Genomic DNA, 22,995 nt, shown 5'->3' on the forward strand with positions numbered 1-22,995 from the left:
TGATGGTCGGCTCCGGCGGCGAGCTGGGGAGCGGGGTCGGGTTCGCGGCGCCCGCGTTCGGGGTGCCGAACGACGGCGGGGTCCACCCGGCGTCGATGGCCCGCACGGTGGGCGGCGAGGTCTTTCCGACGGCGCCCAAGACCGTCGCGGCGGCGCCGACGGCGGTGGGCACCATGGCGTTGCTGATGATGCCGGCGACCAGGGCGTCGCCGGTGGCGGCGGGCGCCAGGACCGGCGGGGTCTGGTAGACCGACGGCGGCGCCGCCCTGGTGATGGCGGCTGCCTTCACGGCGGCGGCGGATGCCACCATGGTGGGCGCGTTCGGCACCAGGGTGCGGGCGGCGGCGAACCCGGAGGCGGGGCGCAAGAGCGGCTCGGAGTCTTCGTAGATGGCGCGCGGCATGGTGGGACCTTTCTAGGGCTTGAGGGGCCAGCGACCGGAGGGCGTGAGGAGTGCCTCACCGGCGACGTGCGAGGCGGCGATGCTGCGCCAGGTGCAGCCGGTTTCGTGCGCCTTCAAGGCGCGCGCTGCGGCGGCCTCCGCGACGGCGTCAAGCTTCTCCTCCAGCTTGAGCCAGCGGACCACGGCGGACGCGAGGCCGGCGACGGCGCCGCCAGCGAACGCGCCAGCGAAGGACACCAACACGGGGTCCATGGTCACGCGAGGCCCACGGGGTTCGAGGCGACCAGTTCCAGGGCGGCGCGCGCCTTCGGAGCGTAGTCGGTGCGGGTCACGTGCGAGGGTCCCAGGCCGGCGAAGGAGGTGCGGCCGGCGTTCCACCACGCGGCGGCGTCGTCCACGGTGCGGGGCGGCCCGCCCGGCCGCGCTGCCATGATGAGCGCGCACCACTCGGCGGCGAGGTCGGGGTCGGTGGTGAAGTTCACCATGGACCCCAGGTATCCGTAGGCGCGGGCGGTCTTCTCGGAGAGCTGGAAGGGTCCCCAGGAGCCGCCGCGGGCGCCGTCGGCGCCGGTCAGGTTCGTAGCCGAGAGGCGCCACCGGCTTTCGACGTAGCCGATTGCCTCGATGATGGCGCCCGACACCCCGTGCGCCTTGCCGGCGAGCTGGGCGGCGCGGCGCACGCGCTTCTGTTCGGCGTTCATCATGATGAGCACGGCGGCGGCGCCTCCCGGTAGTGCGATGACGGCGACGGCGGCGAGCGCGAGCGCCCACCACGGGAGGCCGGTGCGGTTCACTTCTTCTTCCCGAGCCAGGACCACGCGACGACCAGGGCGAGGCCGGCGACGAGGTAGGGCGACGCCTTCAGCGCGGCGATCCAGCCGGCGCCGACGTCCTGCGCCACGTCGGCCAGGTCGCGCACGGTGGCGCCGCCCACCTCGCGCACGGCGCCGCCGACGGTCAGGCTGGCGGCCTGCGCGGCGAGGTCCGGCCGGTCCAGCTCGGCGGCGACGGCGCGCACCAGCTCGGCGGCCTCGCCGTCGGCCGTGATGCGGGCGGCCTTCGCTTCGTAGGCGGCGAGGAGCGTCCGGTCACCCTTGGCGCTGGTCCTGACGCCGGCCTGCGCCGTGTCGAGGCCGGTCAGCTCGCCCCACCACGAGGCGAGGGTGTCGAGCGTCGAGGCGGCGGCGGCCTCGTTCGCGCGCACCCGGTCCCGGTAGGCGGCCAGGGCGGCGGCGACGGCGGCGGTAGCGGAGAGCGAGAGCACGGGGTCAGGGGTTGCAAGTGGTCGAGTTGCCGGCGGTGCCGCTGATCAGGTTGCGCCAGGAGTAGACCGGCGAGGCGGCGCCGTCGCTGACGCAGACGCAGAATCGGGTCTGCGCCAGCGTGTTGGTGCCGCCGGTGCCACTCTGCCGGTACATCACGCCTTCCAGGGCCGAGACGCACGTTGCCAGCGCCATTGTGGTCCCCAGCCGGAACTGCGCCGGTCCCAGCCACGACTGCGTGGGCTGCGCCGTGCCCACTACCAGGATGGCGGGCGTAACGATGTTCGCGCCGTCGCTGGTGAGGTAGTCGGACGCCCCGGTGCCGAGGTCCAGGCGGCACCCGCTGGTGCGGCAGGCGAAGCCGTTTGAGCCGCTCGGCGCGGAGCTGGTGAAGGTGCGGCCGAGGTAGTTGCTCACGAACTGGGCGCCGGCCGGCGCGGTCCAGAGCGCGACGACCAGGGCGACGGCGGCGAGAGCTGCGAACAGGTGGCGGCGGTTCATCTAGCGACCCTCCACGAAGACGGCTACGCGCGTTGCGCTGGTGCCGGTGCCGGCGACGGCCGACACGTGGACGCCGAGCCAGTCGCACCCAACCACGACCTCCCGGTCCCATGAGGTCTCGACGTTGGAAGCGATGAGCGTTTCGGCGGGCTGGCCGGGCCACGTGAAGTCGGGGTCCACGGACTGCACGGCGTTCACCTTTACAGGCTCGATGACTCCGATGGCTGGCAGCGGTCCGGTGACGACGTTTTCCCCGATGGTGAGGAGCGGCCGGGGGGCGAGCGTCGCCGTGAAGTCGGCCGGCGCGCCCGCGAAGGTGTCGCCGGCCGGACTGAGCGGCACCACGGCGAACCGGATGCCCTTGAGGTTCGTTGTCGGGAGCCAGAAGTAGTTTCCCTCCGCGACGGTGCCGGCGAATAGCTGGGACACCCTGGTCCCGAGGCCGCGCCCGTTCATGGTGAGCACGAACGGGAGGTCCCTCGCCGTCACGGCGCGGAGCCGCACGTAGCCGATTAGCGGGGCGGCCTGCGCCGCCGTGAAGGTGCCGGCGTTCGCCCGGTGCTGGTTCCAGACCTTGACCTGGCGATCCCCGGGGCCGACCGGCAGCACGTCGCCGGGCGCCATCACGAAGAGGCCGTCCCGGGTCTGCACGCCGAGGAGCACGTTCGGGCTCGTCTCCCGCGGGTCGAGCCACAGGGCCGATTGGCCGGGCGGCAGGAAGACGGTGGAGGGGGCGTCGCGGCCCTGCATCGACCAGTAGGCGGAACGGTCGGCGCCGGTGATGTTGGTTGGGTCGAGGGCGTGCAAGGCGGCTCCGGTGAATCGAAGGGGGTGGGCGCCGGCCCGTGCAGCCGGCCGGCGCCCTGGTGGTGCTACTTGCGGCGCATGATGAGGATGAGGCCCAGCACGGCGGCGGCGGCGAGGTAGAGCCCGCCGGTCCCCGTGGCGAAGGTGCCCCACGACGACTTGGGCTGCAACCAGGGCGGGACCGACGCCTTGACGAGTGGGTCCACGGGCGCCGGCTGCGGCTGCGCCGCCTTCGGCCCGCTCGCGTTCGCGCTCCCGGTCATGGCGAGCCCCCCGGAGATGGTGCCCGGGGGAATGCCGAACGCGCTGCCCACGGCGTCGAGTCCCTTGCCGAACGTCTGGCCCAGCGGAGCGTTCTTGTTGGTCGGGTCGATGGCCCGGCCGACGCTCTTGATGCTGCTCCAGAGGCTCATGGGCTAGCCCACGCGCTTCGGCAGGACCAGCTCGGCCAGCGAACCCGGCTGCACGCCGGCCTTGCTCGCCGTCTTGCTGGTGATGGTGGTCGGGGCGCGTAGGCCCATCTTGGCGGCGGCCTTGACGACGCTGGCGTCGCTGACCGGCTCGACCCGGCGGGTCACGCACTTCAGCCCCGTCGCGCTCCCGGTGTACTTGATGCGGATGCCCGTCGGGCAGGCCCACGCCTTGGTGAGCTTGCCGGCGTGCGAGGGGAACAGCACGGGCAGGAACTCGGCGGACACGACGGCGCCCGCGGCGGCGGCGCCGCCCGGCTGGTCGTTCACGTTCTCGCCGCCCACGGTCAGGAACGGGGTGGTGATGGTGGTCGAGGGCGCGGCGGCGCCGTCGCTCTTGAGCATGTTGAAGAGGGCGGCGAGCTGGGGCAGGTTCGCGTTGTCGATGACCGGCACGCCGTCGATGATGACGGTCAGGCCGGCGACCTCCGCGGAGGTGATGGCGGTGCCGTCGTCCTTGAAGATGCCGAGGTGCGTGTAGACGCCCGGGTCGATGCGGGTATCGGGGGTGAGGTTCACCTCATCGAGCTGCACGGGGGTCGCCACCTTGCCGGGGGCGCCGGCCTCGATGACGGCGAGGGTCTGGAACGGGCCGGGGGTGACCGAACCCACGCCGGTGAAGGAGGGGAAGAGTGTCGCCAGGGAGCCGAACCCGACCTCCAGCGGCGTGTCGCGGAACAGCTCGACGGCGGCCGCCGTGTCGTCGGGCTCGTAGGCGGTGGGGTCGGAGAAGTGCAGCGGCACGTTGACCACGCGGTCGAAGGTGCCGGCGCCGGCCGCGATGTAGGCGGTGGCTGACTGGTCCTTGCCGGTCATCAGCCAGGCGAGCACGTCCATGGCCTGGCCCGACAGCGCGATGCGGCGGCCGCACTTCAGCGAGTCGATGATGCGGTTGAAGGTGCGGGGCAGCACGATGGCCGGAGCCGCGTTCTGGAGCATGGTGAGCGGCACGGTGAACAGGAGGGACTTGAGGTAGTGCTTGCCGGGGAGCTGGTCGAGGTCCACCGTGAAGCGACCCCCGGAGGTCAGGGTCAGGGTCTTGAGCGGCACGATTCGGCGCATGGGTCGTTGTCCTTGTGCGGGGTGCGGGGTGGTGTGGCGCGCCTAGACCTTCGGCGCGGGGAGCTGGGGCACCTTGGCCCGGGCCATGTTGTAGAACTTGAGGATCGTGCCGCCGAGGAAGACGACGGACACGACGGCCACCACGGCGAGCTTGCCGGGGTTGGACTTGATGAACGACCAGAGCTGCTTCACGTGGCTCATGCGGTGGTTTCCTTCTTGCTGCGGGGGTGGTGAAGGGTTGGCAGGGTCCAGACGACGGGGGGCCGTCCGGGGCGCCAGCCCTTCACGTTGCTGGCGTACTCGTCTCCGTACTCCCGGGCCAGGGCGTCGAGGTCGTCGGAGTTGACTTGGAGGAGCGAGGTGCAGCGCGTCGCGGTGCGCCGGCACGTCTTGGGGATGTCGGTGGCGCATTGGCTCACCAACACGGATGCCACGCCGTCGTGATGACCGTTCCGGTGCAGCCGGGTTAGGTGCTGGTCGGCGCGGCGCGAGTAGTCGCCCACCTCGTCGGCCACGAGCACCAGCCCGCCGAGGTCGGCCACGGAACGGCACGCCTCCACGACGGCGGCGAACTCGGCGGCGACGTCCCGGTCAGGGTCGCGGCCGGCGGCCACGACGACCCGGAGGAAGCGGCCGGCGAGCACGTTGCGGGGCTCGGCCTCCAAGTCGGCCGGCGAGAAGACCTCTCCATCGGCGGCGAAGTCGTCGGCGGGGTCGAAGTAGACGACGCGGGCGGCGCCGCTGCGCTCGACCAGGGCGCGCACCAGGGTCGTCTTGCCGCTGCCGGGCACGCCTAGCACCAGCTCATGGGCGCGCGGCCCGAACGTCCCGTGTGCGCTCACTTCGCCGCCTCGACGGGCCGGCGGCGCAGCTTCGTTGCCAGCCGCTCGACCAGCACGGCGGGGGCGGCGGTCCACGTGACGGCGCGGTCCACGACGGCGAACCGTTCGGCGATGGGGAGGAAGGCCACGGCGTCGGCGCCGGCCTCCTTGTCGGTGAGCGGGTCGAGGTCGTAGCCGAACCAGCCGGCCAGGAACCCGGCGACGCGCCAGACCACCCGCCACGCGAGGGCGAGGTCCCGTAGGCGCACCTCCGAGGTGCGGAAGGGGATGCCGGGGTCGGTGACCGGCTCGGCGGCGGCCTCCCCTGGCTCGGCGGCGGCCGGGGCTGGCTCCTTGGTTGGCTGCGCGGCGGCCCTCCGCTCCCGGGCGGCAACGCGGCGCTTCTCGCGCTCTTCCTCGCGCGCCTTGCGCTTCTGGTAGGGGGTGAGCGGCGCCGGGGCGACGGACGGCGTGGGAGCCGCGACGGGACCGGAGGGGACGGCCGGCGCGGTAGCCGGTGGCGCCTCGTCGCCGCTCACCTTGGCGGGCTCGCCGCTCACCCGGCCACCTGGCGGCGGCGGTGGGCGACGGCGGCGAGGATGACGAGGAGCACGACCAGGGCGAGGCCGACCACGCGCCACGGCGAGCCAGGGGCGGCCGGCGAGCTGGCGGCGGCCGGCGAGGCGGCGGGCGCGGGGGGCGGGGCGGTCCGCTCGCGCTCGATGCGGTCGAGGCGGGTAGCGAGCTTCCCGGCTTCCTCCCGGGTGGCGCGTTCGAGGTCTGCGAAGTCGCCCATGGACGGCCCGCCCCGTCGCAGCTCGACCACGGGCGGCGGCGCCGGGCTGTTGGGCTGGTCGGCGGGCGTGGGTGCGACTGCGACGGGGGCGGCCGGTTCCATGAGGCCCGACGTTGTCCCGGTCCCATCCGGGGTGGCACTATGCGAATCGCAGCGGGGCGCAACGGGAGTGCGCGGTGGGGAACATGGTGGGCTTGAAAGTGGCGGCTGCGGCGGCCGAGGTGCATCCGGTGACGCTGCGCCGGTGGTGCGTGATGGGACTGGTCCAGGCTCGCCGGCTGGCCCGCGGGCGCGGCCCCTGGCGCGTGCAGCTCGCGCCCGACGGCCAGCCGGCCGACGGCGACGGCTCTAGAAGGGGACCGGCTCGGCGTCTTCACCGGCCGGCGCGTCGCCGGAAGGCTTGAGGGCGCGCAGCTCGGCCTCCTGGCGGTTCCAGCGACGGACGCTCACCAGCACGGCGACCGGCTCGCCGTCGCGCTCCAGCCGGAACGCCTCGTCGTTGAGGTGCGCCCGGTTCACCAGCTCGCCCAGCTTGCGGCGGGCGGCCATCATGCGGACTCGGTGGATACCCATTTTGCTGCCCTTTCCCCGCGTGCATGACCAGTATCACCATGTCACCCCATCCGTGCGCGCGCATTTGCGCGCGGGCTCGCGCGCATAAAACCCCCCCGGCGGCCTCCTGGGCGGCCCGTGGCGAGGCCGGCGGCGCCTCCCTGGCCTCTCGGCCCCCCCAGAACGAAAGAGCCCCCCGGGCACGATGCCAGGGGGGCTGAGACTCGCGGGCGGGCGGGGTGGGGCGCGGGGGCGGAACCCGCCGCGCCCGTCCCGAAAGTCTCCTAACTGGACGGGGGGGGCTCGGAGGCCCCTTTCCGCCGGGAAGCGGGGCGCCGCTCGGCGGGGGGTTTCTGGGACGGGGCAGACGTCTGGTCGCTCGCGTTCACCTGGGCGGCCACCCGGCCGACGGTCGAGCGGGGGACCTTCATGGCGACGGCGATAGCCCGGACGGCCTCGCCGGCTCGTACCCGGGCGGCCACCTCGATGAGCTGCCCCGCGTCGAGGCGGGCGGGGCGGCCCCACCTCCCGCCGGCCGCCTCGACGCGCACCCGGGCGGCGGCCAGCCGCTCGTTGAGGCGCCGCCGCTCTTGCTGGGCGGCCCATGCCATCACAGCCACGATGACTTCCGCGGCCGGGCCGGCGAGGTCGAATGGGTCGGCCACGGTCACCAGCTCGGCGCCGCCCTGGCGCAGCTCGGCCACTAGGGCGAACGTGTCTAGGATGCCGGTGCGGGTGAGCCGGTCGAGCGCGTACACGTAGAGGCGCCCCACCCGCCCGGCCGCCACATCCGCCCGGAGGCGGCGCAGCTCCGGGCGGGCCATGGTGCCGCCGCTGACCTTCTCGGAGTAGACGGCGGCGATGGTGTCGCCCCGGGCGGCGGCGGCCCGCTCGACGGCGTGGCGCTGGGTCGCCACGTCTTGCTGGTCGGAGCTGACCCGGAGGTAAGCGGCGGCGTTCACGGCGCCGCCCGCGCTCGGAAGGCCACGACTAGGGCGGCGAGGCCCCGGAGGGCGGTGGCGGTCCCGAGGCCGGCGGCCAGGGTCCAGACCACGAACCAGACCGGGGCGGCGGCGAATGCGTCCCAGACGTTCACGGGCGCACCTCGCGCACGGCGTCTGCGTAGCTCAGGGCCGCCAGAGCCAAGGTCGCTAGGCGGCGCTCCAGCTCGGCGCGGCCGAACCGGATTGGCTCGCCTTCCGCGGTCGCCAGGTTCAAGGCGGCCAGGCGCATCGTGTCCAGGCGTCGGGCGCTTTCCGTGAAGAGGGCGCCGCTCATGGGTTGCACCCGGCGGCCAGCTCCAGCGCCCGCACGGCGAACCGCCGGACCCTGGTGCGCCACGTCGGCGCGCCACACCAGGGGTTACAGCGGGGGCAGTTGAGCGGGTGCCCGCTGCCGTGCGGTGGCTCCGGGGCGGGCGGCGGGCGCCAGAAGTGCAGCCGGTTCGCCCGGCGCCAGCGCCAGCGCACTAGCGCCATGAATGGCGCCCGGGGGCCGACGGCCAGGAGGTAGCCGAGGAGCACGGCGGCCAGGAGGTCCCGCGTCACGGCGTCACCTGGCGATACTCATGCGAGCCAGCGTAGGCGCGCACCTCCACCACGATGCACGGCCCGCCGTCCTGGCCCTGGCGCACCTCGTGAAGCCTCGCCCCGTACCGCCAGCCGGCCACCTGGCGCAGCTTGTCGGCCAGGTGCCACTTGCCGTCGCGCAGGAGGTCGCGCAGCGCGGCGCACCTCCCCGGCATCGAGCGGGCGAACAGGGGTAGGTCGGTGTGGCTGCTCTGCGGTCCCTGGCCGCCGCTCATGGCCGCACCATGGGGCGCAGCGGGGATGCGAACCGGCGACCGCAGCGGCGGCAGACGACCAGGGCGAACCCCTCGCCCGTCGGCGCCCGGCCGGCGAGGCCCGTCTGCCAGAGCTGGTGCGGGACGACGAGGCAGGCCAGCCGGCGCCACCACGTCGAGGCGGCCTGTACCCTCGCTACCTCCCGGGTCAGGCGGTGGGCGGCGAGGAGCCGCTGCGCCTCCGTCACGTGCGGGCGGACGGTGAACCCCTGGTCCCGCCTCATTGCAGCACCAGCGAGGCGGCCAGACCCTCGACGCGGGCGGCGGCGTCTTCCCACCCGACGGCGAGGTCACCCCGGTTTGCGTTCCAGGCGGCGACGGCCTGCCGGCGCAGGGCGGCCACGATGCGGGCGACGGCCCAACCGTCTACCTCGCCGCACGCGCAGCCCTCGTCGTGGCAGCCGCCCGAGAGGGTGATCGGCGAGCGGATGGCGGCGAGCGGGGCGGCGAAGTCGTGGCAGGAGCACTCGGCCAGGCCGCACCCGCCCTCGTCGTGGAGGCCCACCAAGTGACCGCACCCGGCACGGGCGCAGCGGGTGTCGCGGGGGAGGCGGGAAGCGGGGCCAGTCTGAGTCTTCCCATGGGGAGCCATTCCGGACAGCCCGGCGAAACACCGTCAAGCGGTGGGTCGCCGGGCTGTTCTCTTGCCAGACCCTGGTGCTCCCACCAGAGCGAGGGGACGTGCCGGAGGCGCAGACTGGCGGTGCCGCGCTTCCCGCCTGGGGCGTCCTCGCGCCACTCGACGAAGCCGATGAGGGCCTGAAGGAGCTCGCAGACTTGCTCCTGTCTCCCGTTCCGCTCCGCACGCTCCAGCACACCGCGGGTGTCACGGAGCCAGTCCTGGACCTCCTGGGAGCCGAGGTTCTTGCCCCGCAGCTGCTCCCGGACGGGCGACAGGGAGAGATCCCGGAACCGGGGAGCACCCGGGAGCTCCTGAGGCTCCAGCCAGGTGACCGGAGCACGCAGTCACGGGCCGTGCCCCCGGCGAGGCCGAAGGCCTGCTCGAGGGGCCGCCAGGGGAGACTCCGACCAGGCCGGGAGCCAGTCGAGCAGGCTGCTCGAGAAGCCCACCCCGCCCGTCACCTCGGGACGCTGCGCGAGATTCCGTACACGTCCCCGATCCCCTGGAACCACTCCTGGGTCACTGCCAGCCCAACGCCGGCGCTGGAGAACGCGATGTTCGACGACATGGTCTTCACGAGCGCATCCGTTCCTGGCACCTCGCTCCAGGTGAGGCCGCCGTCCGTGGTCCGAACGAGCCCGCACGTCCTGACGACGGTTCCCCCTCCATACTTGAGCCGGCAGAACGCGGCGACGCCCGTCGTGGCGTCGGCGAAGCTCGGCCTCCCGAGCGAATCTGAAAGCGGCGTCGGCCCGCCGTTTGCGGCGATCTTCGTCCACGTGATGCCTTGATCGGTGCTGCGGAGGAAGCCGCCGGCAGACCCGATCATGAACGTCTTCCCGCCGACGAAGCCCACCCCCCCGATGACCTCTCGGAGCGTGACGTACTTCGTGTCCTGCGCGACTCTGGCAGACAGCCACGAGTCGCCACCGTCGAACGAGTGCCACAGGGCGTTGGAGCCGTTCGACCCAACGACCACGCCGTGGCCGTCGGTATCGAAGTTGTTCATGATGAACCCCGCGCCACCACCCGCGTTGCCTTCCCGCCACGTCCGCCCCCCGTCGGCGCTGCGCAGCGTCGCGCCATAAAAGTCGTTAGCCAGGATGGTATCCGGTGCCACGTACCGCATCGAATAGCAACCGATGGTGTCGACTCCGGTGACCACCCAGGTGGCGCCTGCGTCCGCCGTGGTCAGGAGGAACCCACCACCGCTGGCCACTCCATGGAGCGCGTCACCAAAGGCGACCCTAGAGAGTGACGAGACCCCGCTCGGCAGTGCGACCGGGGACCACGACAGGCCGGCGTCCGTCGAGCGAATGGTAGGAGTACCGGTTGCGACCGCCACGGTCTCGCCAGCAAACGCGACCTCGAACAGCACTGCCCCGGCCGTCGTGGGGATCCCCACCGGCGCCCACGTGAGGCCAGCGCCGTCGAGGTTGCGAACGGTGGGCACCGCAGGCCCCAGCTCGAAGGGGAAGACCCCCGACAGCGTCGAGAACGGCACGTCGACGAAGTAGGCGTGGAAGTTCGAGCGCGCGGTATAGGCGTCCACGACCTCGCCGGGACCGGTGGCCATCCACGCCAGGGCGAACTCCAGCTGTCCGGCCTGCGCTGGCATGCTGGCGATCAGCTCCGCCCCGGTGGGCGTGTCCTGGCTCAGTCGATAGATGCGGACCTCGCTGAGGTTGTAGCCCACGCCAGGAAACGCCACGTTCGCAGGGTCGAGCGCGACCGTGAAGTTCAACGTGTCCCCGGCCTTGAAGCTGGCCCGATCGACCTTGACGGCCCGGGACTGCGGCGAGCGCGCCAGCGGCGCCTCGATCTTGGCCGTCAGGTCCACCGCCTTGCCGCTCAGGAAGAAGTGCTCGATGGCGCTCTCGATGGTCGCCCCCGGGCTGGCCGCGAGCTTGAACCTCAGCTCGTACTCGCTGTTGTAGATGCCGTCGATGGCCACCTCGTACGGCGAGCCCGTCTTGAGCTCGAACTCGGGGCCGGCCTCCAGCTTGATGAGGTTCCAGCTGGCCAGGGCGGTGGTCCCCACGTTGCCGAAGCTGAGGTCCAGCCCGGACCCCAGGCCGAAGAACAGCGCCGCCTTGGCGCGGATGCCCGCGTCGGTGGGGAAGGTGACGGTGCGCGTGAGGTCGTGGGTCACGTCGAACGTCTTGAAGCCCTCGATCGCGTCGCTGCCTTCGGGCATGCGCAGCCCGAGCTTGAGCGTGGCCGTCAGCGTGCCCTCCACGCCGAAGGTGAACGCGGCCACGCTCACCGCGCCGGCCAGCTGCGAGGTGAACCGCAGCGGGAGGCTGGGGGCAGCCACGATGGAACCCAGGCCGGCCACGGGCAGCGTCAGCCGGCCGAAGTCGAGGTCGCAGGTGATGGCCCCGGCGACCGCGGCGCCGAGCCGGAAGACCGCCTTGGCCTTGGCCTGCACCGTCCCCTCGGCCATGACCTCGCTCGCCACGCGCCGGCCGTCCACGATCTTGTCGACGATGGAGAACCCGACCTGCGGGGGTGTCAGCGTCGCCTCGAACTCGCCCGTCATCGGCGCCAGGTCGGCCTCGCTCCTGCAGGCGAAGGCGCCCAGCGGCTTGACGCTGTTCACGATCCCGCGAACGGCGCCAACCCGCTGGGTCGAGCCCGGCGCCTGGCGCTGCCACTGGACCTGCTGCGGGCTGAACCGAAGGTCGATCGAGAGATCCTGCACCAGCGCGGTGGTCGGCAGAAGCTCCAGGTCGACCTCGGTGTCTCCGCCGGCAGGCCTGACGCCCAGCACGCGGCCGGCCAGCGCCGTCGAGCCCGTGCCGACCAGCAGCGCACCCGTGGAGATGGGCGGCGCGCCCCTCAGGGCGAAGCGGATCTGGTCCGAGGCGGGCGTGCTCGAGGACAGTCGAACGGGGGCCGTGGCGATCTGGTCGTCCGGGATGGGCGTCACGCCGTCCTTCAGGCGAACCACCAGGGCCGTGACGGGCGGCGCCTCGATCTCGCCGACGCGCACCGCGATCAACGCCGAGCCGGTCGCCCCCAGGGCGCTCACGACGCCACCGCCCGAGACCGCCACCTCGGCGGCGCGAGATGAGGCGAAGACCGGGGCGAGGCCAAGGATCTCCACCCCGCGGGCGTCGAAGCCGCGCACCTTCAGGGCCATCGTCTCGCTCGCGCTCCTCAGCACCACCGCCGCAGGGGTGACCTCGAGCCGCGCCACTGGCCCCGGTCCAGAGGCGGGGGTTCCCCCGTTGCCGCAACCGGTCAGCCAAGCCGCGAAGACCAGGACCCACGGCGCACGAAGGTAGCCCATCGGCATCTCCAGTCTCCCGGCTGGAGCCAGAGGGGCCCCGGCGCTCTCGCGAGCCCGTGGCTTCTCACCCTTCCGTCGGCCTCGAAAGGTCCACTCCGCGAATAGTGGGTGGACCACTTCGGGAGCCGGGGCGAGGGGCCGGACCAGCGGAGCCCGGGCCTGACCCACGCGGTGAGGTCCGTTCTCCGCCCGTGCAGGGAAGTCGAAGGGTCGCGGGGGCAGCGCACGGCCCCCTCGCGCTGGTGCCCGGCACGGCCTCCGCGCGCCGGCGATGCCGCGCCCGGTCAGCCCCCGCGAACGGCGCTCGGGCCGCCGAGCAGGCGCGCCGGCAGGCGCAGCACGGCCTGGAGGAGCCCGAGCACGCCGTCCACGGCCAGCCCAAGGAGGCGGAAGGGGAGCAGCAGGAGCCACACCACCGGGTGGAGCACGAGCGCGAACAGCGCGAGCGGCCAGCAGACCACCAGCAGGAGCAGCCAGAGCAGGAACGTCGCCATGCCTCTGCCTCCGGCGCGAGCAGCGGCCTCTGTCACCCGACCGGCGTCAAGTCCGGGTCGCAGGATCGCCACCCGGGACAGGCGTGCGTGCGGCTTTCCGCCACCCGCCGCTCCCCGACTCCAAGGGCCAGTGGAACCGCGGTGACTGGAGCGCCCGCCTAGAGCGCGCCGGGCCGGTGCGCGACCGCGGGGATGGGGAGGTGTCTCCGGTCCCGGCCAGCGACCTCGCGCCACAGGTCGGCCAGCCCGCGTCCCTCGAAGCGAGGACTGGAGCGGCCCACCGGCGCCACGGGGTCCTCCGGCCGCAGCGTCATGGCCCAGAGCGGCGCCAGGCCGGCGGGGTCGGCGGCGTAGCGGTGGTCCGCCAGCACCAGCCCGGCGCCCGGGAGCCTCCCGACCCAGCCGTCGGTGAACCAGAACCAGACGCGGGCGGCCCGAGCCACGGCGGCGGGAGCGGCCGCCGGCAACGAGGTGAGCTCCTCGGCGCGGACCGCCAGCGTGCTGGCCCCGGGGCGCACCGTCACGGTGCTCCCGGCGAGCGGCAGGCGCAGGGCATCGGCGTGGAGCCGGCCGTCGGGCGTCTGGTAGAGGCTTCGCCAGAGCACCACGTTGGCGAGGGAGGGATCGACGAGGGAACGCACCACCTCGTGGCCGCGGGCGGCGGCCAGGGCCCCCTGGGCGTCGGCGGCGCGGGCGTGCTGCAGGGCGCCCACCCCGAGCCAGGCCAGCGCCACGGCCAGCGCGGCCGCGGCCGGCCAGGCGCTCCGCAACCAGGCGGCCAGCACCACCCCGAGGAGCAGGGGCAGGGTGATCACCGGGTCGACGATGGAGACCACGTTCCAGGCGATGCGCTGGTCGGAGAAGGGCCAGAGGAGCTGCGTGCCGTAGCTGGTGCAGGCGTCGAGGGGGGCGTGGGTCGCCCAGCCTGCCAGCGCGGCGGCGTAGACCGCCCCGCCCTGGCCCGCCACTCGCGGCGCAGCAGGAACGGCGCCGCGACGAGCGCTGCACCCACGGGCGTGAAGACGAGCGCGTGGGTGAAGGCGCGGTGCTGCTCGATGGCGAGGAGCGGGTCTGCGGCGCTGCGGATGAGCACGTCGGCGTCCGGCAACCACCCGGCCAGCCCGCCCACCAGCGCCGCCGTGCGGCCTGAGCGCCCGCCCGCCCACGACCTGGCCCGCGGCGGCTCCGATGACGAACTGGGTGACGGTGTCCATGGGATGGCCCGAGGTGAGACATGCGGTCGGCGCGGCGGCCGCGCAACCGGTGCATCCGCCTTGGCTCCGGAGGGGGCCCTTCGTGCAGCGCAGTCCGTGGCAGGGGTCCAGCTCCCCGGCGAGCAGCGTCGTCGCCCTGTCCACCAGGCCGGATCGAGCCCCCCTGCCCTGCCGAACGGCAGGACCAGTCCAGTCGACTGGACTCCCCCTGCGGGGCAGGTTCCGGAGGCCCGGCCCCACCCGATCCACGGGCCCCCTCCGGCCCAGAGCCCTGCCTCGGCGCGCCGACCGGCAACGGAACGACGACCATCACCTGTCGCGACGGCGCCAGGGACCTGGTGTGTACGGCGGCAGATTGCGGCGGTGTCACGAGCGTGGTCATCGAAGGCACGGACCTGGCCCTGGTGAGCTCGGAGGCGCGCCGCGTCCGCCTCCGGCCCGCCCTGACCCGCCGCTTCAGGTATCCTCGCGTGGTCACCTCCCACCCGTCGTCACCTCCGCCCCACCCGCCTCACCCCTGGAGCCCGCTCTGCCACACGTCGTCATCGAGGAGGCGCTCGACCTCGGGATCGCCAGCCAGGGCGTGGCGCTCTCGGCCACCCGCGCCGGCGCCGAGATCCTCAAGGTCGTCGACCTCTACCTGAACCGCTCGGGGCGCACCGCGCTGGTCGACTGCGTGGCCGTGGAGGAGGGGCGCTCGCGGTCCTTCTTCGTGCAGCTCTCGCAGAAGGACCGCCAGATCACGGTCCGGCTGCTGCCGGCCACGGACCCGGAGAAGACCACGGGCGTGAAGCGGCTCATGGCGCACATCGCCAGGCAGCTCCTGGCGGCCAGCGGTGGGGGCCGCTTCGGCAAGACCAACCTGCAGGACTTCCTGGCCTGAGCGGCCGGGAGGAGCTCCCCTCCCGTCGCCGGCTCAGCCGCTGGGCGGCCCGGCTACCCCCCCCCGAGGCGCGCTCCAGCGCCGCCAGGTCGAGCTTCTCCATCGTCAGCAGCGCCGCGAAGGCCGATCCCGCGCCGCGGCATCGCCCCCGTCAGCCACGCCAGGAGGCGGATCGGCACCACCTGCCAGGAGACGCCGAAGCGGTCGCTTCAGCCAGCCGCAGGGGGCCAGGGAGCCGCCGGTGGCCAGGGCGTCCCAGACCCGATCCAGCGTCGCCTGGTCCTCGCACATCACCTGCAGCGAGACCGCCTCGTTGAAGGTGAGCCCGTGGGCCAGGTGGCTGTCCATAGCGACCAGATCCTGCCCCGCCAGCACGAAGCGACCGTGCTTCACCGTGCCCTCCGGACCCTCCCCCGGCGCGTAGCGCTCCAGGTCGCCGAGGCGGCTGTCCGGGAAGATCCCCGCCCAGGCGCGCATGGCCTCCTCGGCCCGGCCGTGCTGCGGCCCCGCGAACATGAAGCACGGGGCGATGGCCGCGCCGCCGGGCGGGCGGCGCCCGGCGATCCTGCCAGGAGACGCCGAAGCGATCCTGCACCCAGCCATAGCGGGCGCTCCAGGGGTAGGCGTCGAGCGGCGTGAGCACCTGGCCGCCGTCGGCGAGCGGCGCGAAGAGCCGGTCGGCCTCCGCCGGCGTATCGGCGTGGACGAAGAAGGAGATGCTCGGGTTGGGCCGGAAGGCGGGCCGCCGTCGAGCAGCGTGAAGCGCCGCCCGCCAGCTCGAGCTCCACCGTGAGCAGGCTGCCGCGCGGCCGGCCGCCTGGGGTGTCGAGGACTCCGGGTAGCGGGTGGTCCCGGTGATCCGTCCCCTCGGGAAGGTCGGAGGTAGAGGTCCGGCGGCCTGCTCGGCCTGGCCGTCGAACCAGAGGCACGGCACGATCTGGTGGTTGGGCATGAGGAGGCCCGTAGCGCCCGGCGACGGCCGGCGCAAGGCGGACCACGGGGTCCCGCCGCCCCGGCCTCCGCCTCGGCCCTGCTACACTGCGCGGCCTCGGAGGTAGGCGATGAGGCGGGCCCTGGGAGATCTGCCGGACAGGACGGCGCTGGTGTTCGGGCTGGGGCCCTGGGCGGCCCGGCGGCGCACGCCCGCTGGCCGCGGCCGGGGTCGGGCGCCTCCTCCTCGCCGACCAGGCCCCGGTGGAGTCCACCGACCTGGTGGTAGCGCCGCTCCTCGCCGAGGCTCGGTGGGCCAGCCGCGCGCCGCCGCCGCCGCGCTGGCCCTGGCCGAAAGGCTCTTCCCGGCGCTCGAGGTCACGGTCGTGGAGCAGCCGCTCGGCACCGACGCCGCCCCAATGGCCCTGCACGGCGCGGACCTGGTGGTGGAGGCCTCCGGGCGGTTCCCCTCATGTTCGCGGTGAACGACGCCGGGGTGGCCCTCGGGGTGCCGGTGGTGCACGGCGCCGTCGCGGCCTTCACGCTCCAGCTCCTGACCACCCTGCCCGGCGTCACCGGCTGCCTGCGCTGCCTCTTCGAGGGTCCTCCGCCGCCGGCCGGGCGGCGTCCTCGACGCCGACCCGCTCGGCCCCCTGGCCGGGCTGGCCGGCGCGCTCATGGGGATCGAGGCGGCGCGCGTCCTCGGCGGCCTCCCGGGCGCCTACGCCGGCCAGCTCCTCGCCTACGAGGCCCGCACCGGCTGGTCGCGGACGGTGCCGGTGGCGCCACGGCCTGGCTGCGGCGCGTGCGGGCGCGTCACGGCGGCCGGGGGATCCAGCGGCGAGGCCACGCCGTGAGCTCCGCCCACGACCCGGCGGCCCGCTTCGCCCGCCAGCAGGCCCTGCCTGGCTACGGCGAGGCCGGCCTGCCGCGGCTGGCCCGCGCCCGGGTCCACGTGGTGGGCCGGCCCGCTGGCCAGGCCCGCCTGCTCTCCCTGGCGCGCGCCGGGATCGGCACGCTCTGCGTGGACGACGGCGGCGACGCGGACCCCTGGGACGCGGGCGGCTGGCTCTACGCCCCCGTCGATCAGGGCCGCTCCCGCGTGCTCTCGCCGCCCTGGAGCTGGTGCGCGCCTCCTGCGCGGCGGTGGTGGTCCGGCCGTTCGCCACCGACACCGGGCCGACGGCCACCGCGGTCTGCTCCGGGCAACGAGGCGGTGGCTCGCACCGCGGCCAAGCGGGCCGGCTAGCCGGCCTGCCCCACGTGGTCGCGGTCGGTGATGCCGCGGGCGGAGAGGTGGTGACCATCCCGGTCGGCGCGCCGTGCTTCGCCTGCGCCGCGCCCCCCGGCGCGCGCCCAGCCGACCGGCGGCGCGGCCTCGGCGCTGGCCTCGCTGGCCGCGCTCGAGCTGCTGCTGCTGCTCCCGATCGGCACAGGGGACGGGCCCAGACGCTCAGGCGGCGGGTGCTGCTGCAGGGCGCGGCGGCCGCGCGTCGAGACCACGGCGCGCCGCCCGGGTGCCAGTGCCAGCGCGGCGGGCGCTCGCCGGGCCGGTCCAACGGCGGCGGGCCTCGTCACTCCAGGTAGGTGAAGGGCTGGCCGGCCAGCGCCAGCTCCCGTCGGCGTTGGTGAGGGCGATGGTCACCTGGCCGGGCTTGCCCGCAGGGACCTCCACGGTCACCGCCTCACCGCTGGCGGCCACGATGCCAGGCCGCCCTGGAGCCGAACATCACCTCCGACACCCGCAGGTGCTGCCCGCGGATGACCACCTGCACCCCGCCGGCGGCGGTGCACGGTGCGGCGTCACCACCTCGATAGGTGGGCTCAGGGAGGGTCCCGGCGTCCGGCGGCGGCGTCAGGGGGCGGGCGCCTTCACCACCGTCTGCTGCGGGGCTCGCGCCGCCGGACGTGAACTCGAGGTCGCTGACGAGGCGGCTCATCTCGCCCTGCAGCCGCTCGGCAGCCTCCGCTCCGCCTCGGTCGAGGCTCGCCGTCGTGCGCCGCAATCCTCCGAAAATGCCCCACCGGCCGCGGCTCCGCCTGGAGCGCCCGCCGCCCCAGCCTGCGCCGCGCCCCGCGGCCGTCGGGCCAGGCCGCCTTCTCGACCAGGGCTCCCGGCCTCAGCGTTCGCCGCGCCGGCCGCCTGCGCCGCGCCAGCCTCCCCTGCCTGCGGCCGTGGAGCGCGGCCCGAACCAAAGCGCGCGTCGCTGGGGCGCCGCCGCCTGCCAGATCCGAGGGCCGCGGCGAGCACCACGCCGGCCCCGTCACGCCCGTCCTCGACCACCACGGCTGCACCGACATGCACACCTCCGCCGCTGATTCTAGTGCCGTACGCCTCATGGCCCCTCCATCAGCTCGGCCCGTCCGGTGATCGCGGGACGTGGCTCCGATCAGCGACCGAGGCCGGGCACCCGGCACCCGCCAAGGCGCTGGAATCGCTGGAACCATGCGTTGACGGAGGTCCGTCGCTTCGAGGCCAAAGCAAGTGACACGGCGTCGTGGGGCGGCTCCAGGCACTTTGCCGCAACCCCGGGTGGCCAGATTCCGCCCGTGCACCGAAGCCTGCCCTGCACTCACCCCGGAACAGCGACACCGGGGACACCAGCAACCCGACCGGGGTCGGGGAGCCGTGAGATGAGTGATCCGTCCAGAAGGCCGAAGGCCAGGCGACCAACGGCATGACCCGCCGCGACCTCCTCAAGATCCGGCGCCGCCTCGGGCGCCGCCACCGTGGTGAGCGCCGCGCTCGGGACCGTCCCCACGCCAGCCGCGGCGCAGGGCGTCCCGGTCTGCAGCAGCCTGAACGCCATCGAGGCCTACCCGGTCAGCCCGCTCATCCTCCGGCCCTTCACCGACCCGCTGCCCATCCGCAGGCGGTCGCGCCGGAGACCGCGGCCACGGTGGCCGGCTTAGCCCAGCCAGCCCGGCCCGGGCGTCGGGCAGCAGGACGTGGACGGCGGCACCACCAGTTCTATCCGGGACAGGTGGGCACCTTCTGCGAACATGCCGCAGCCGGTCGTCTACCGGCTCAAGCTCGAGGTGGGGAGCACTCCCTGGCTCCTCGCCGGTGCGGACCCCTGGTCCCCCTACGTCGGCGTCGACAGCAACACCGTGCCGGCCGGCACCGTGGTGCCCCAGCTGCCCAAGACCACCATCTACGGCTTCAACGGCCCGGTTCCCCGGCCCGATGATCCAACGCCGAGTACGGCAAGCCGAACCCTGGTCCGCTTCGAGAACCACCTCGACGAGAACCCGCTCAACCTCGACCGCGGCGACTCCGGCGATCGGGCTGGGCTTCCTCACCCCACCTGCACAACAGCCACACCGCCCCCGAGTCCGACGGCAACCCGCACCACAAGCCGGAGGCCTACCAGCCGGGCGACTGGGTGGACAACCTCTACCTGAACTACCCGGCCGGCGGCGACGAGAACGGAAGCGATCCTTCCTCTGGTTCCACGACCACCGCGAGGAGCACACCAGCGCCAACGTCTACAAGGCATGGCCGGCCTCTACCCCATCTGCGACCCGATCCTGGACCCGGGCGACGAGACCAGGGGCCTCCGGCTGCCGGCGTGCCCCGCAACAACCCGGACGGCACCTTCAACGTGGACTACGACATCCCCTCGCCATCCACGACGGCCCTCGACGACGGCGACGTGCCCCTGGGACTTCCACAACGGCTGCGGCGAGTCCACACCCCGAGTGGTGGGGCAAGTCCTTCTTCCGCCACTTCCCCAACCACGGCTTCGTGGAGGCGACGTCTTCTGCGTCCAACGGCGTCGCCTTCCGGTGCTGACGGTGAAGCGCAGGAAGTACCGCTTCCGCTTCCCTCACCGCCGCCATCGCGCGCCAGTTCGAGCTGTCGTTCATGCGGTCGACCCGCGGGCCGATCCAGGCCGTGGACCTCAGCTTCACGGGCGGCAAGCTACAGGGCCAGTACCGGCTGCCCGACGCCCGCCTGGCGCTGCGCCAGACCAGATCGCCACCGGCGGCGGGCTGCTGCCCTCGGCCATCGTGCGCGACGCCATCGAGAACTGGCCGGCGCTGCGCCACGAGGTGGTCATCGACTTCACCAAGTGGATCGACGGCCGGGCCACCAGGAAGGGCAGGGTGGTCTGGCTGGTCAACACCATGAAGATGCTGGACGGGCGCAAGGCCAACAGCAGCACCCGGCTCGGCAACGACCCCGCTACAAGACCCCCGGTGATGAAGATCATCATCGGCGACGACGACCACCCGGACGCCAGCATCATGCCCAGGGGTCGGTCGGCCGCTGCGGCCATGCCGTCGAGGCCCGCCGACCTGGCCTCCCCTACCGCGCCGCACCTTCGACCTGGAGCGCGGCGGCACCGGCAACGGATCCGGTGGCTCATCAGCAGCCCACCCCTTCGGGCCGACCGTTCCGCTGGCGGTGGTGAAGCGTAGCCAGCCGAGTCTGGACCGTCAAGACCGCCGCCGGCAGCTGGAGCCACCCGATGCACTTCCACCGGGGAGCCCCACCGGGTCCTCACCCGCGACGGCCAGCCAGCCGTGAGTGGCAGGCCACGCCGACGACCTCGCCCGCGACGACATCATCGCGCTCGACGCCGGAGGAGGTCAGCATGTACCACACCTTCCGCACCTTCACCGGCAAGTACGGCGGCCCTGCCACAGCCTGGCCGGGGACCACTCCATGATGTTCGGCTGGATCATCAGGCCGTAGACGGCCCGCCCCGGCGCGCCTCGGCCCTCTCGAAGGGCCGGGGCGACGCCCGGCACAGCTACCGGCCGTCCTCCGCCCTCACCCTCCGCCCAAAGGTGCGAACGCGATGCGCACCGTTTCCCTCATGGTCCTCTGCCTGGCCATCGGCCTGGGCAGATTCCTGGCCAGTCGCTCGGCCTCGGCCCCGTCTGGCGCCCCGGCTTCCGCGGCGCGCGCCATCCGCCACTACGCCTGCCCCCATCACCCCGACCATGAAGTCGGACGCGCCGGGCACCGCGCCCTGCTGCGGCATGGCGCTCGACCCGTCTTCCAGGACGGGCGCGCCGCCGCCGGCGTGGCCCCGCTCCGCCCGGCGCCGTGGCCATCGAGGCCGGCCTGCGCCAACTCCAGGGGGTGAAGGTCGGCCCGGTCGGAAAGGCGCCTCGAAGGCCACACCGTTCGCCTCTTCGGCCGGGTGGCCTGACGAGACCCGCCTCTACAGCCTCAGCGCGGCCAGGAGGGCTCCATCAGGAAGCCGCCAGCGTCACCACCGGGTCCTTCGTGAAGAAGGACCAGCGGCTCCAGCACGCCTTCTTCTCCGCCGAGATGCGCTCCGCCCTGCAGTCCCTTCATCCACGGCGCTCGACGTCATCGACCTCGATCCGCAGGCCCGCGCCGACACCGGGCAGATCGTGGCCGCCGGCTCCACGCCCAACCAGGAACGCGCAGTTCGTCGTCGAGCAGGCTCCGCGCCATGGGCATATCGCTGCATCAGATGCACGGTGCAGCGGAACCCGCCTGGTGCCGCTGGACATCGACATCCGCTCGCCGGCCGACGGCCTGATCCTGGCGGAGCGTCACCCCTGGCCAGAAGTTCGACAAAGGGCGCGAGTGGTTCCGCATCGCCAACCTCGACCGGGTCTCGGATCCTGGCCGACCTGCTGCAGGGCGACGCCCCCTGGCCCGCCCGGGCGCCAGGGCCACCGTCACCATCCCCGGCCGCCCAGGGACGCTCACCGCCGTGGGTGGGCCGGGTCCCGCCCCAGTTCGACCGGCCTACGCCGGACCTTGACGGTCGGCTCCGGGACTCGGGACCCGGCGCCCTGCTCCCGGACCGACATGTACGTGGACGTCGAGCTCAGCGTGGAGCGCCCGGCCGCGCTGACCGTGCCGGTGGACGCCATCGTCGACTCCGGGCTGCGCCGCACCGTCTTCGTGGAGCGAGGCGACGGGATCTACGCGCCCCAGGCCATCAGACCGGCTGGCGCGCCGGCGATCGCGTGGAGGTGGTAGCTGGCCTGGGCGGGCGACCGCATCGTCTGGCGGGCGCCTTCCTGGTCGACTCCGGAGGCCAGCTCAGGTCCGCCGCCGTCCCGACCGGCGCCCCGGGCACCAGGGCCGACGCGCCGGGGCCGGGGCCCACACCGCGACCGGGGCCGACGCCGGGGCTGGCCCGGCCGGCGCCTCCGCCAAGGACCCGGTCTGCGGCATGAGCGTGGACGAGGCCAGGGCCCAGGCCGCCGGCAAGACCGCCGACCACCGGGGCCGCCGCCGCCTTCTGCTCCGACGCCTGCCGCATCCGCTTCAGGCCGCCCCGCGACCTTCACGGCCGCCGGGGTGCCCGGCGGCGCGCACCACGACGGCCCGACCACGGCACCCTGCAGGCCACCGCCGGGGCCGGGGCCAAGCCATGATCAACCAGCTCATCGAGTTCTCGGTCCACAAGCCGCTTCTGGTCTTCGCCCTGGCGGTGGCCGGCTGCCTGGCCGGCTGGTGGTCGATGCGCCACGTGGCGCTCGGCGCCATCCCGGACCTCTCAAACACCCAGGTCATCATCTGCTCGAAGTGGGACCGCAGCCCGGACCTGGTGGAGGAGCAGGTCACCTACCCCATCTCGTCGCCGCCATGCTGGGGGCGTAGGGTCAGGCGGTGCGCGGCTGCTCCGACTTCGGCTGCACCTAAATACCACGTCATCTTCGAGGACGGCACCGACATCTACTGGGCCCGCTCGCGCACCGCAGGCTGCTCACCGTCGGTGGTCTCCGTCGCTGCCGCAGGGGTGAAGACCGAGCTGGAAGGCCGGACGCCGCCGCCCTGGAGCTGGGTCTTCCAGTACGTGCTGCGGAGGACACCAGCGAGAACCACGACCTGGCCAGCTTCCCGCTCCGCCAGGACTGAGTACCTGCGCTACCACCTGCGCTCGGTGCCCGGCGTAGCCGAGTGGCCTCGCTGGGCGGCTTCGTGCAGCAGTACCGAGTCAACCTCGACCCGAACCGGCTGCGCGCCCCCGGCATCCCCATCGGGCGGGTCGTCAGGGCGGTCAAAGGGCGGCAACGGCGACGCCGGCGGCCGCCTCATC

30 protein-coding genes and 1 pseudogene are annotated in these 22,995 nt (G+C 73.7%); 7 read left to right on the forward strand and 24 right to left on the reverse strand.

The window, feature by feature from the left end; all coding sequences use genetic code 11:
- The 21 genes from IPO09_18970 to IPO09_19070 form a co-directional block, all read right to left on the reverse strand.
- The coding region (locus IPO09_18970; GenBank protein ID MBK9519378.1) for a hypothetical protein at positions 1-403 on the reverse strand (403 nt) is incomplete at its 3' end.
- 12 nt (positions 404-415) lie between these two features.
- On the reverse strand, positions 416-646 hold the full coding sequence (locus tag IPO09_18975) for a hypothetical protein (protein ID MBK9519379.1): 231 nt from the start codon (positions 644-646) through the stop codon (positions 416-418).
- An 11-nt stretch (positions 647-657) separates the two neighbouring features.
- Positions 658-1,197, reverse strand: a complete 540-nt coding sequence (locus IPO09_18980; protein ID MBK9519380.1) for a hypothetical protein — start codon at positions 1,195-1,197, stop codon at positions 658-660.
- On the reverse strand, positions 1,194-1,667 hold the full coding sequence (locus IPO09_18985; protein ID MBK9519381.1) for a hypothetical protein: 474 nt from the start codon (positions 1,665-1,667) through the stop codon (positions 1,194-1,196). The genes IPO09_18980 and IPO09_18985 overlap by 4 nt, the downstream gene beginning before the upstream one ends.
- Before the next feature lie 4 nt (positions 1,668-1,671).
- Positions 1,672-2,166 (reverse strand): hypothetical protein, encoded by a 495-nt coding sequence (locus IPO09_18990; GenBank protein MBK9519382.1) that lies wholly within the window; start codon positions 2,164-2,166, stop codon positions 1,672-1,674.
- Entirely contained in the window at positions 2,167-2,973 is an 807-nt protein-coding gene (locus tag IPO09_18995) for a hypothetical protein (protein MBK9519383.1), read from the reverse strand. It lies immediately after the preceding gene.
- Between the two features lie 65 nt (positions 2,974-3,038).
- Positions 3,039-3,386, reverse strand: coding sequence for a hypothetical protein (locus IPO09_19000; GenBank protein MBK9519384.1), 348 nt, complete (start codon positions 3,384-3,386; stop codon positions 3,039-3,041).
- Positions 3,387-3,389: 3 nt separating this feature from the next.
- Positions 3,390-4,505 carry a hypothetical protein gene (locus tag IPO09_19005; protein ID MBK9519385.1) on the reverse strand — a complete coding sequence of 372 codons (1,116 nt, stop codon included), beginning with the start codon at positions 4,503-4,505 and terminating at the stop codon, positions 3,390-3,392.
- A 42-nt stretch (positions 4,506-4,547) separates the two neighbouring features.
- Positions 4,548-4,706 (reverse strand): hypothetical protein, encoded by a 159-nt coding sequence (locus IPO09_19010; GenBank protein ID MBK9519386.1) that lies wholly within the window; start codon positions 4,704-4,706, stop codon positions 4,548-4,550.
- Positions 4,703-5,347 (reverse strand): ATP-binding protein, encoded by a 645-nt coding sequence (locus IPO09_19015; protein ID MBK9519387.1) that lies wholly within the window; start codon positions 5,345-5,347, stop codon positions 4,703-4,705. Before IPO09_19015 ends, IPO09_19010 begins: the two co-directional genes overlap by 4 nt.
- Positions 5,344-5,886 carry a hypothetical protein gene (locus IPO09_19020; protein MBK9519388.1) on the reverse strand — a complete coding sequence of 181 codons (543 nt, stop codon included), beginning with the start codon at positions 5,884-5,886 and terminating at the stop codon, positions 5,344-5,346. The genes IPO09_19015 and IPO09_19020 overlap by 4 nt, the downstream gene beginning before the upstream one ends.
- Complete coding sequence (locus IPO09_19025) at positions 5,883-6,224, reverse strand: hypothetical protein (protein ID MBK9519389.1); 342 nt, start codon at positions 6,222-6,224, stop codon at positions 5,883-5,885. The genes IPO09_19020 and IPO09_19025 overlap by 4 nt, the downstream gene beginning before the upstream one ends.
- A 246-nt stretch (positions 6,225-6,470) precedes the next feature.
- Positions 6,471-6,695, reverse strand: a complete 225-nt coding sequence (locus tag IPO09_19030; GenBank protein MBK9519390.1) for a type II toxin-antitoxin system Phd/YefM family antitoxin — start codon at positions 6,693-6,695, stop codon at positions 6,471-6,473.
- A 263-nt stretch (positions 6,696-6,958) separates the two neighbouring features.
- Positions 6,959-7,636, reverse strand: coding sequence for a recombinase family protein (locus IPO09_19035; GenBank protein MBK9519391.1), 678 nt, complete (start codon positions 7,634-7,636; stop codon positions 6,959-6,961).
- Positions 7,633-7,770: a hypothetical protein gene (locus IPO09_19040; protein MBK9519392.1), complete on the reverse strand. Its 138-nt coding sequence runs from the start codon at positions 7,768-7,770 to the stop codon at positions 7,633-7,635. Before IPO09_19040 ends, IPO09_19035 begins: the two co-directional genes overlap by 4 nt.
- Entirely contained in the window at positions 7,767-7,952 is a 186-nt protein-coding gene (locus tag IPO09_19045) for a hypothetical protein (GenBank protein MBK9519393.1), read from the reverse strand. The genes IPO09_19040 and IPO09_19045 overlap by 4 nt, the downstream gene beginning before the upstream one ends.
- 265 nt (positions 7,953-8,217) lie before the next feature.
- Positions 8,218-8,478 (reverse strand): hypothetical protein, encoded by a 261-nt coding sequence (locus tag IPO09_19050; protein MBK9519394.1) that lies wholly within the window; start codon positions 8,476-8,478, stop codon positions 8,218-8,220.
- 259 nt (positions 8,479-8,737) lie between these two features.
- Positions 8,738-9,022 (reverse strand): hypothetical protein, encoded by a 285-nt coding sequence (locus tag IPO09_19055; protein MBK9519395.1) that lies wholly within the window; start codon positions 9,020-9,022, stop codon positions 8,738-8,740.
- 574 nt (positions 9,023-9,596) lie between these two features.
- Entirely contained in the window at positions 9,597-12,341 is a 2,745-nt protein-coding gene (locus IPO09_19060; protein MBK9519396.1) for a hypothetical protein, read from the reverse strand.
- A 377-nt stretch (positions 12,342-12,718) separates the two neighbouring features.
- A complete protein-coding gene (locus tag IPO09_19065) occupies positions 12,719-12,928 on the reverse strand; it encodes a hypothetical protein (GenBank protein ID MBK9519397.1) in 210 nt (69 codons plus the stop codon).
- 158 nt (positions 12,929-13,086) lie between these two features.
- Entirely contained in the window at positions 13,087-13,896 is an 810-nt protein-coding gene (locus IPO09_19070; GenBank protein ID MBK9519398.1) for a metal-dependent hydrolase, read from the reverse strand.
- Positions 13,897-14,725: 829 nt separating this feature from the next.
- Between IPO09_19070 and IPO09_19075 the strand changes: the two genes are divergently transcribed.
- Positions 14,726-15,025, forward strand: coding sequence for a hypothetical protein (locus tag IPO09_19075; protein ID MBK9519399.1), 300 nt, complete (start codon positions 14,726-14,728; stop codon positions 15,023-15,025).
- A gap of 105 nt (positions 15,026-15,130) precedes the next feature.
- Here the strand turns inward: IPO09_19075 and IPO09_19080 are convergent, their stop codons facing one another.
- Together IPO09_19080 and IPO09_19085 are read right to left on the reverse strand one after the other, a co-directional pair.
- Entirely contained in the window at positions 15,131-15,541 is a 411-nt protein-coding gene (locus IPO09_19080) for a VOC family protein (protein ID MBK9519400.1), read from the reverse strand.
- A gap of 49 nt (positions 15,542-15,590) precedes the next feature.
- Positions 15,591-15,977: pseudogene (locus IPO09_19085) on the reverse strand (VOC family protein).
- Positions 15,978-16,266: 289 nt separating this feature from the next.
- On the opposite strand from IPO09_19085, the gene IPO09_19090 reads away from it, so the two are divergent.
- The 3 genes from IPO09_19090 to IPO09_19100 all read left to right on the forward strand — a co-directional run bounded on the left by IPO09_19090 (position 16,267) and on the right by IPO09_19100 (position 17,204).
- Entirely contained in the window at positions 16,267-16,440 is a 174-nt protein-coding gene (locus tag IPO09_19090) for a hypothetical protein (protein MBK9519401.1), read from the forward strand.
- A 192-nt stretch (positions 16,441-16,632) separates the two neighbouring features.
- Positions 16,633-16,812 carry a hypothetical protein gene (locus IPO09_19095; GenBank protein MBK9519402.1) on the forward strand — a complete coding sequence of 60 codons (180 nt, stop codon included), beginning with the start codon at positions 16,633-16,635 and terminating at the stop codon, positions 16,810-16,812.
- On the forward strand, positions 16,809-17,204 hold the full coding sequence (locus IPO09_19100) for a hypothetical protein (GenBank protein ID MBK9519403.1): 396 nt from the start codon (positions 16,809-16,811) through the stop codon (positions 17,202-17,204). The genes IPO09_19095 and IPO09_19100 overlap by 4 nt, the downstream gene beginning before the upstream one ends.
- A 436-nt stretch (positions 17,205-17,640) precedes the next feature.
- Here the strand turns inward: IPO09_19100 and IPO09_19105 are convergent, their stop codons facing one another.
- Positions 17,641-17,895 carry a hypothetical protein gene (locus tag IPO09_19105; GenBank protein MBK9519404.1) on the reverse strand — a complete coding sequence of 85 codons (255 nt, stop codon included), beginning with the start codon at positions 17,893-17,895 and terminating at the stop codon, positions 17,641-17,643.
- A gap of 2,074 nt (positions 17,896-19,969) precedes the next feature.
- Here IPO09_19105 and IPO09_19110 point away from each other — a divergent pair.
- The 3 genes from IPO09_19110 to IPO09_19120 form a co-directional block, all read left to right on the forward strand.
- A complete protein-coding gene (locus tag IPO09_19110) occupies positions 19,970-20,380 on the forward strand; it encodes a hypothetical protein (GenBank protein ID MBK9519405.1) in 411 nt (136 codons plus the stop codon).
- Between the two features lie 1,375 nt (positions 20,381-21,755).
- Positions 21,756-21,929, forward strand: a complete 174-nt coding sequence (locus IPO09_19115; protein ID MBK9519406.1) for a hypothetical protein — start codon at positions 21,756-21,758, stop codon at positions 21,927-21,929.
- A gap of 397 nt (positions 21,930-22,326) precedes the next feature.
- On the forward strand, positions 22,327-22,995 hold a 669-nt coding region (locus IPO09_19120; protein MBK9519407.1), incomplete at its 3' end, for an efflux RND transporter permease subunit.

It is taken from the genome of Anaeromyxobacter sp., assembly GCA_016718565.1.
Taxonomy (GTDB): domain Bacteria; phylum Myxococcota; class Myxococcia; order Myxococcales; family Anaeromyxobacteraceae; genus JADKCZ01.

Bases quoted from the DNA above. Each gene is read 5' to 3' on its own strand.
- IPO09_18990 (MBK9519382.1), bottom strand. From the start codon at position 2,166: ATGAACCGCCGCCACCTGTTCGCAGCTCTCGCCGCCGTCGCCCTGGTC.
- IPO09_19000 (MBK9519384.1), bottom strand. From the start codon at position 3,386: ATGAGCCTCTGGAGCAGCATCAAGAGCGTCGGCCGGGCCATCGACCCG.
- IPO09_19005 (MBK9519385.1), bottom strand. From the start codon at position 4,505: ATGCGCCGAATCGTGCCGCTCAAGACCCTGACCCTGACCTCCGGGGGT.
- IPO09_19010 (MBK9519386.1), bottom strand. From the start codon at position 4,706: ATGAGCCACGTGAAGCAGCTCTGGTCGTTCATCAAGTCCAACCCCGGC.
- IPO09_19025 (MBK9519389.1), bottom strand. From the start codon at position 6,224: ATGGAACCGGCCGCCCCCGTCGCAGTCGCACCCACGCCCGCCGACCAG.
- IPO09_19030 (MBK9519390.1), bottom strand. From the start codon at position 6,695: ATGGGTATCCACCGAGTCCGCATGATGGCCGCCCGCCGCAAGCTGGGC.
- IPO09_19045 (MBK9519393.1), bottom strand. From the start codon at position 7,952: ATGAGCGGCGCCCTCTTCACGGAAAGCGCCCGACGCCTGGACACGATG.
- IPO09_19050 (MBK9519394.1), bottom strand. From the start codon at position 8,478: ATGAGCGGCGGCCAGGGACCGCAGAGCAGCCACACCGACCTACCCCTG.
- IPO09_19065 (MBK9519397.1), bottom strand. From the start codon at position 12,928: ATGGCGACGTTCCTGCTCTGGCTGCTCCTGCTGGTGGTCTGCTGGCCG.
- IPO09_19080 (MBK9519400.1), bottom strand. From the start codon at position 15,541: ATGTTCGCGGGGCCGCAGCACGGCCGGGCCGAGGAGGCCATGCGCGCC.
- IPO09_19095 (MBK9519402.1), top strand. From the start codon at position 16,633: ATGGGGATCGAGGCGGCGCGCGTCCTCGGCGGCCTCCCGGGCGCCTAC.
- IPO09_19105 (MBK9519404.1), bottom strand. From the start codon at position 17,895: ATGAGCCGCCTCGTCAGCGACCTCGAGTTCACGTCCGGCGGCGCGAGC.
- IPO09_19115 (MBK9519406.1), top strand. From the start codon at position 21,756: ATGTACGTGGACGTCGAGCTCAGCGTGGAGCGCCCGGCCGCGCTGACC.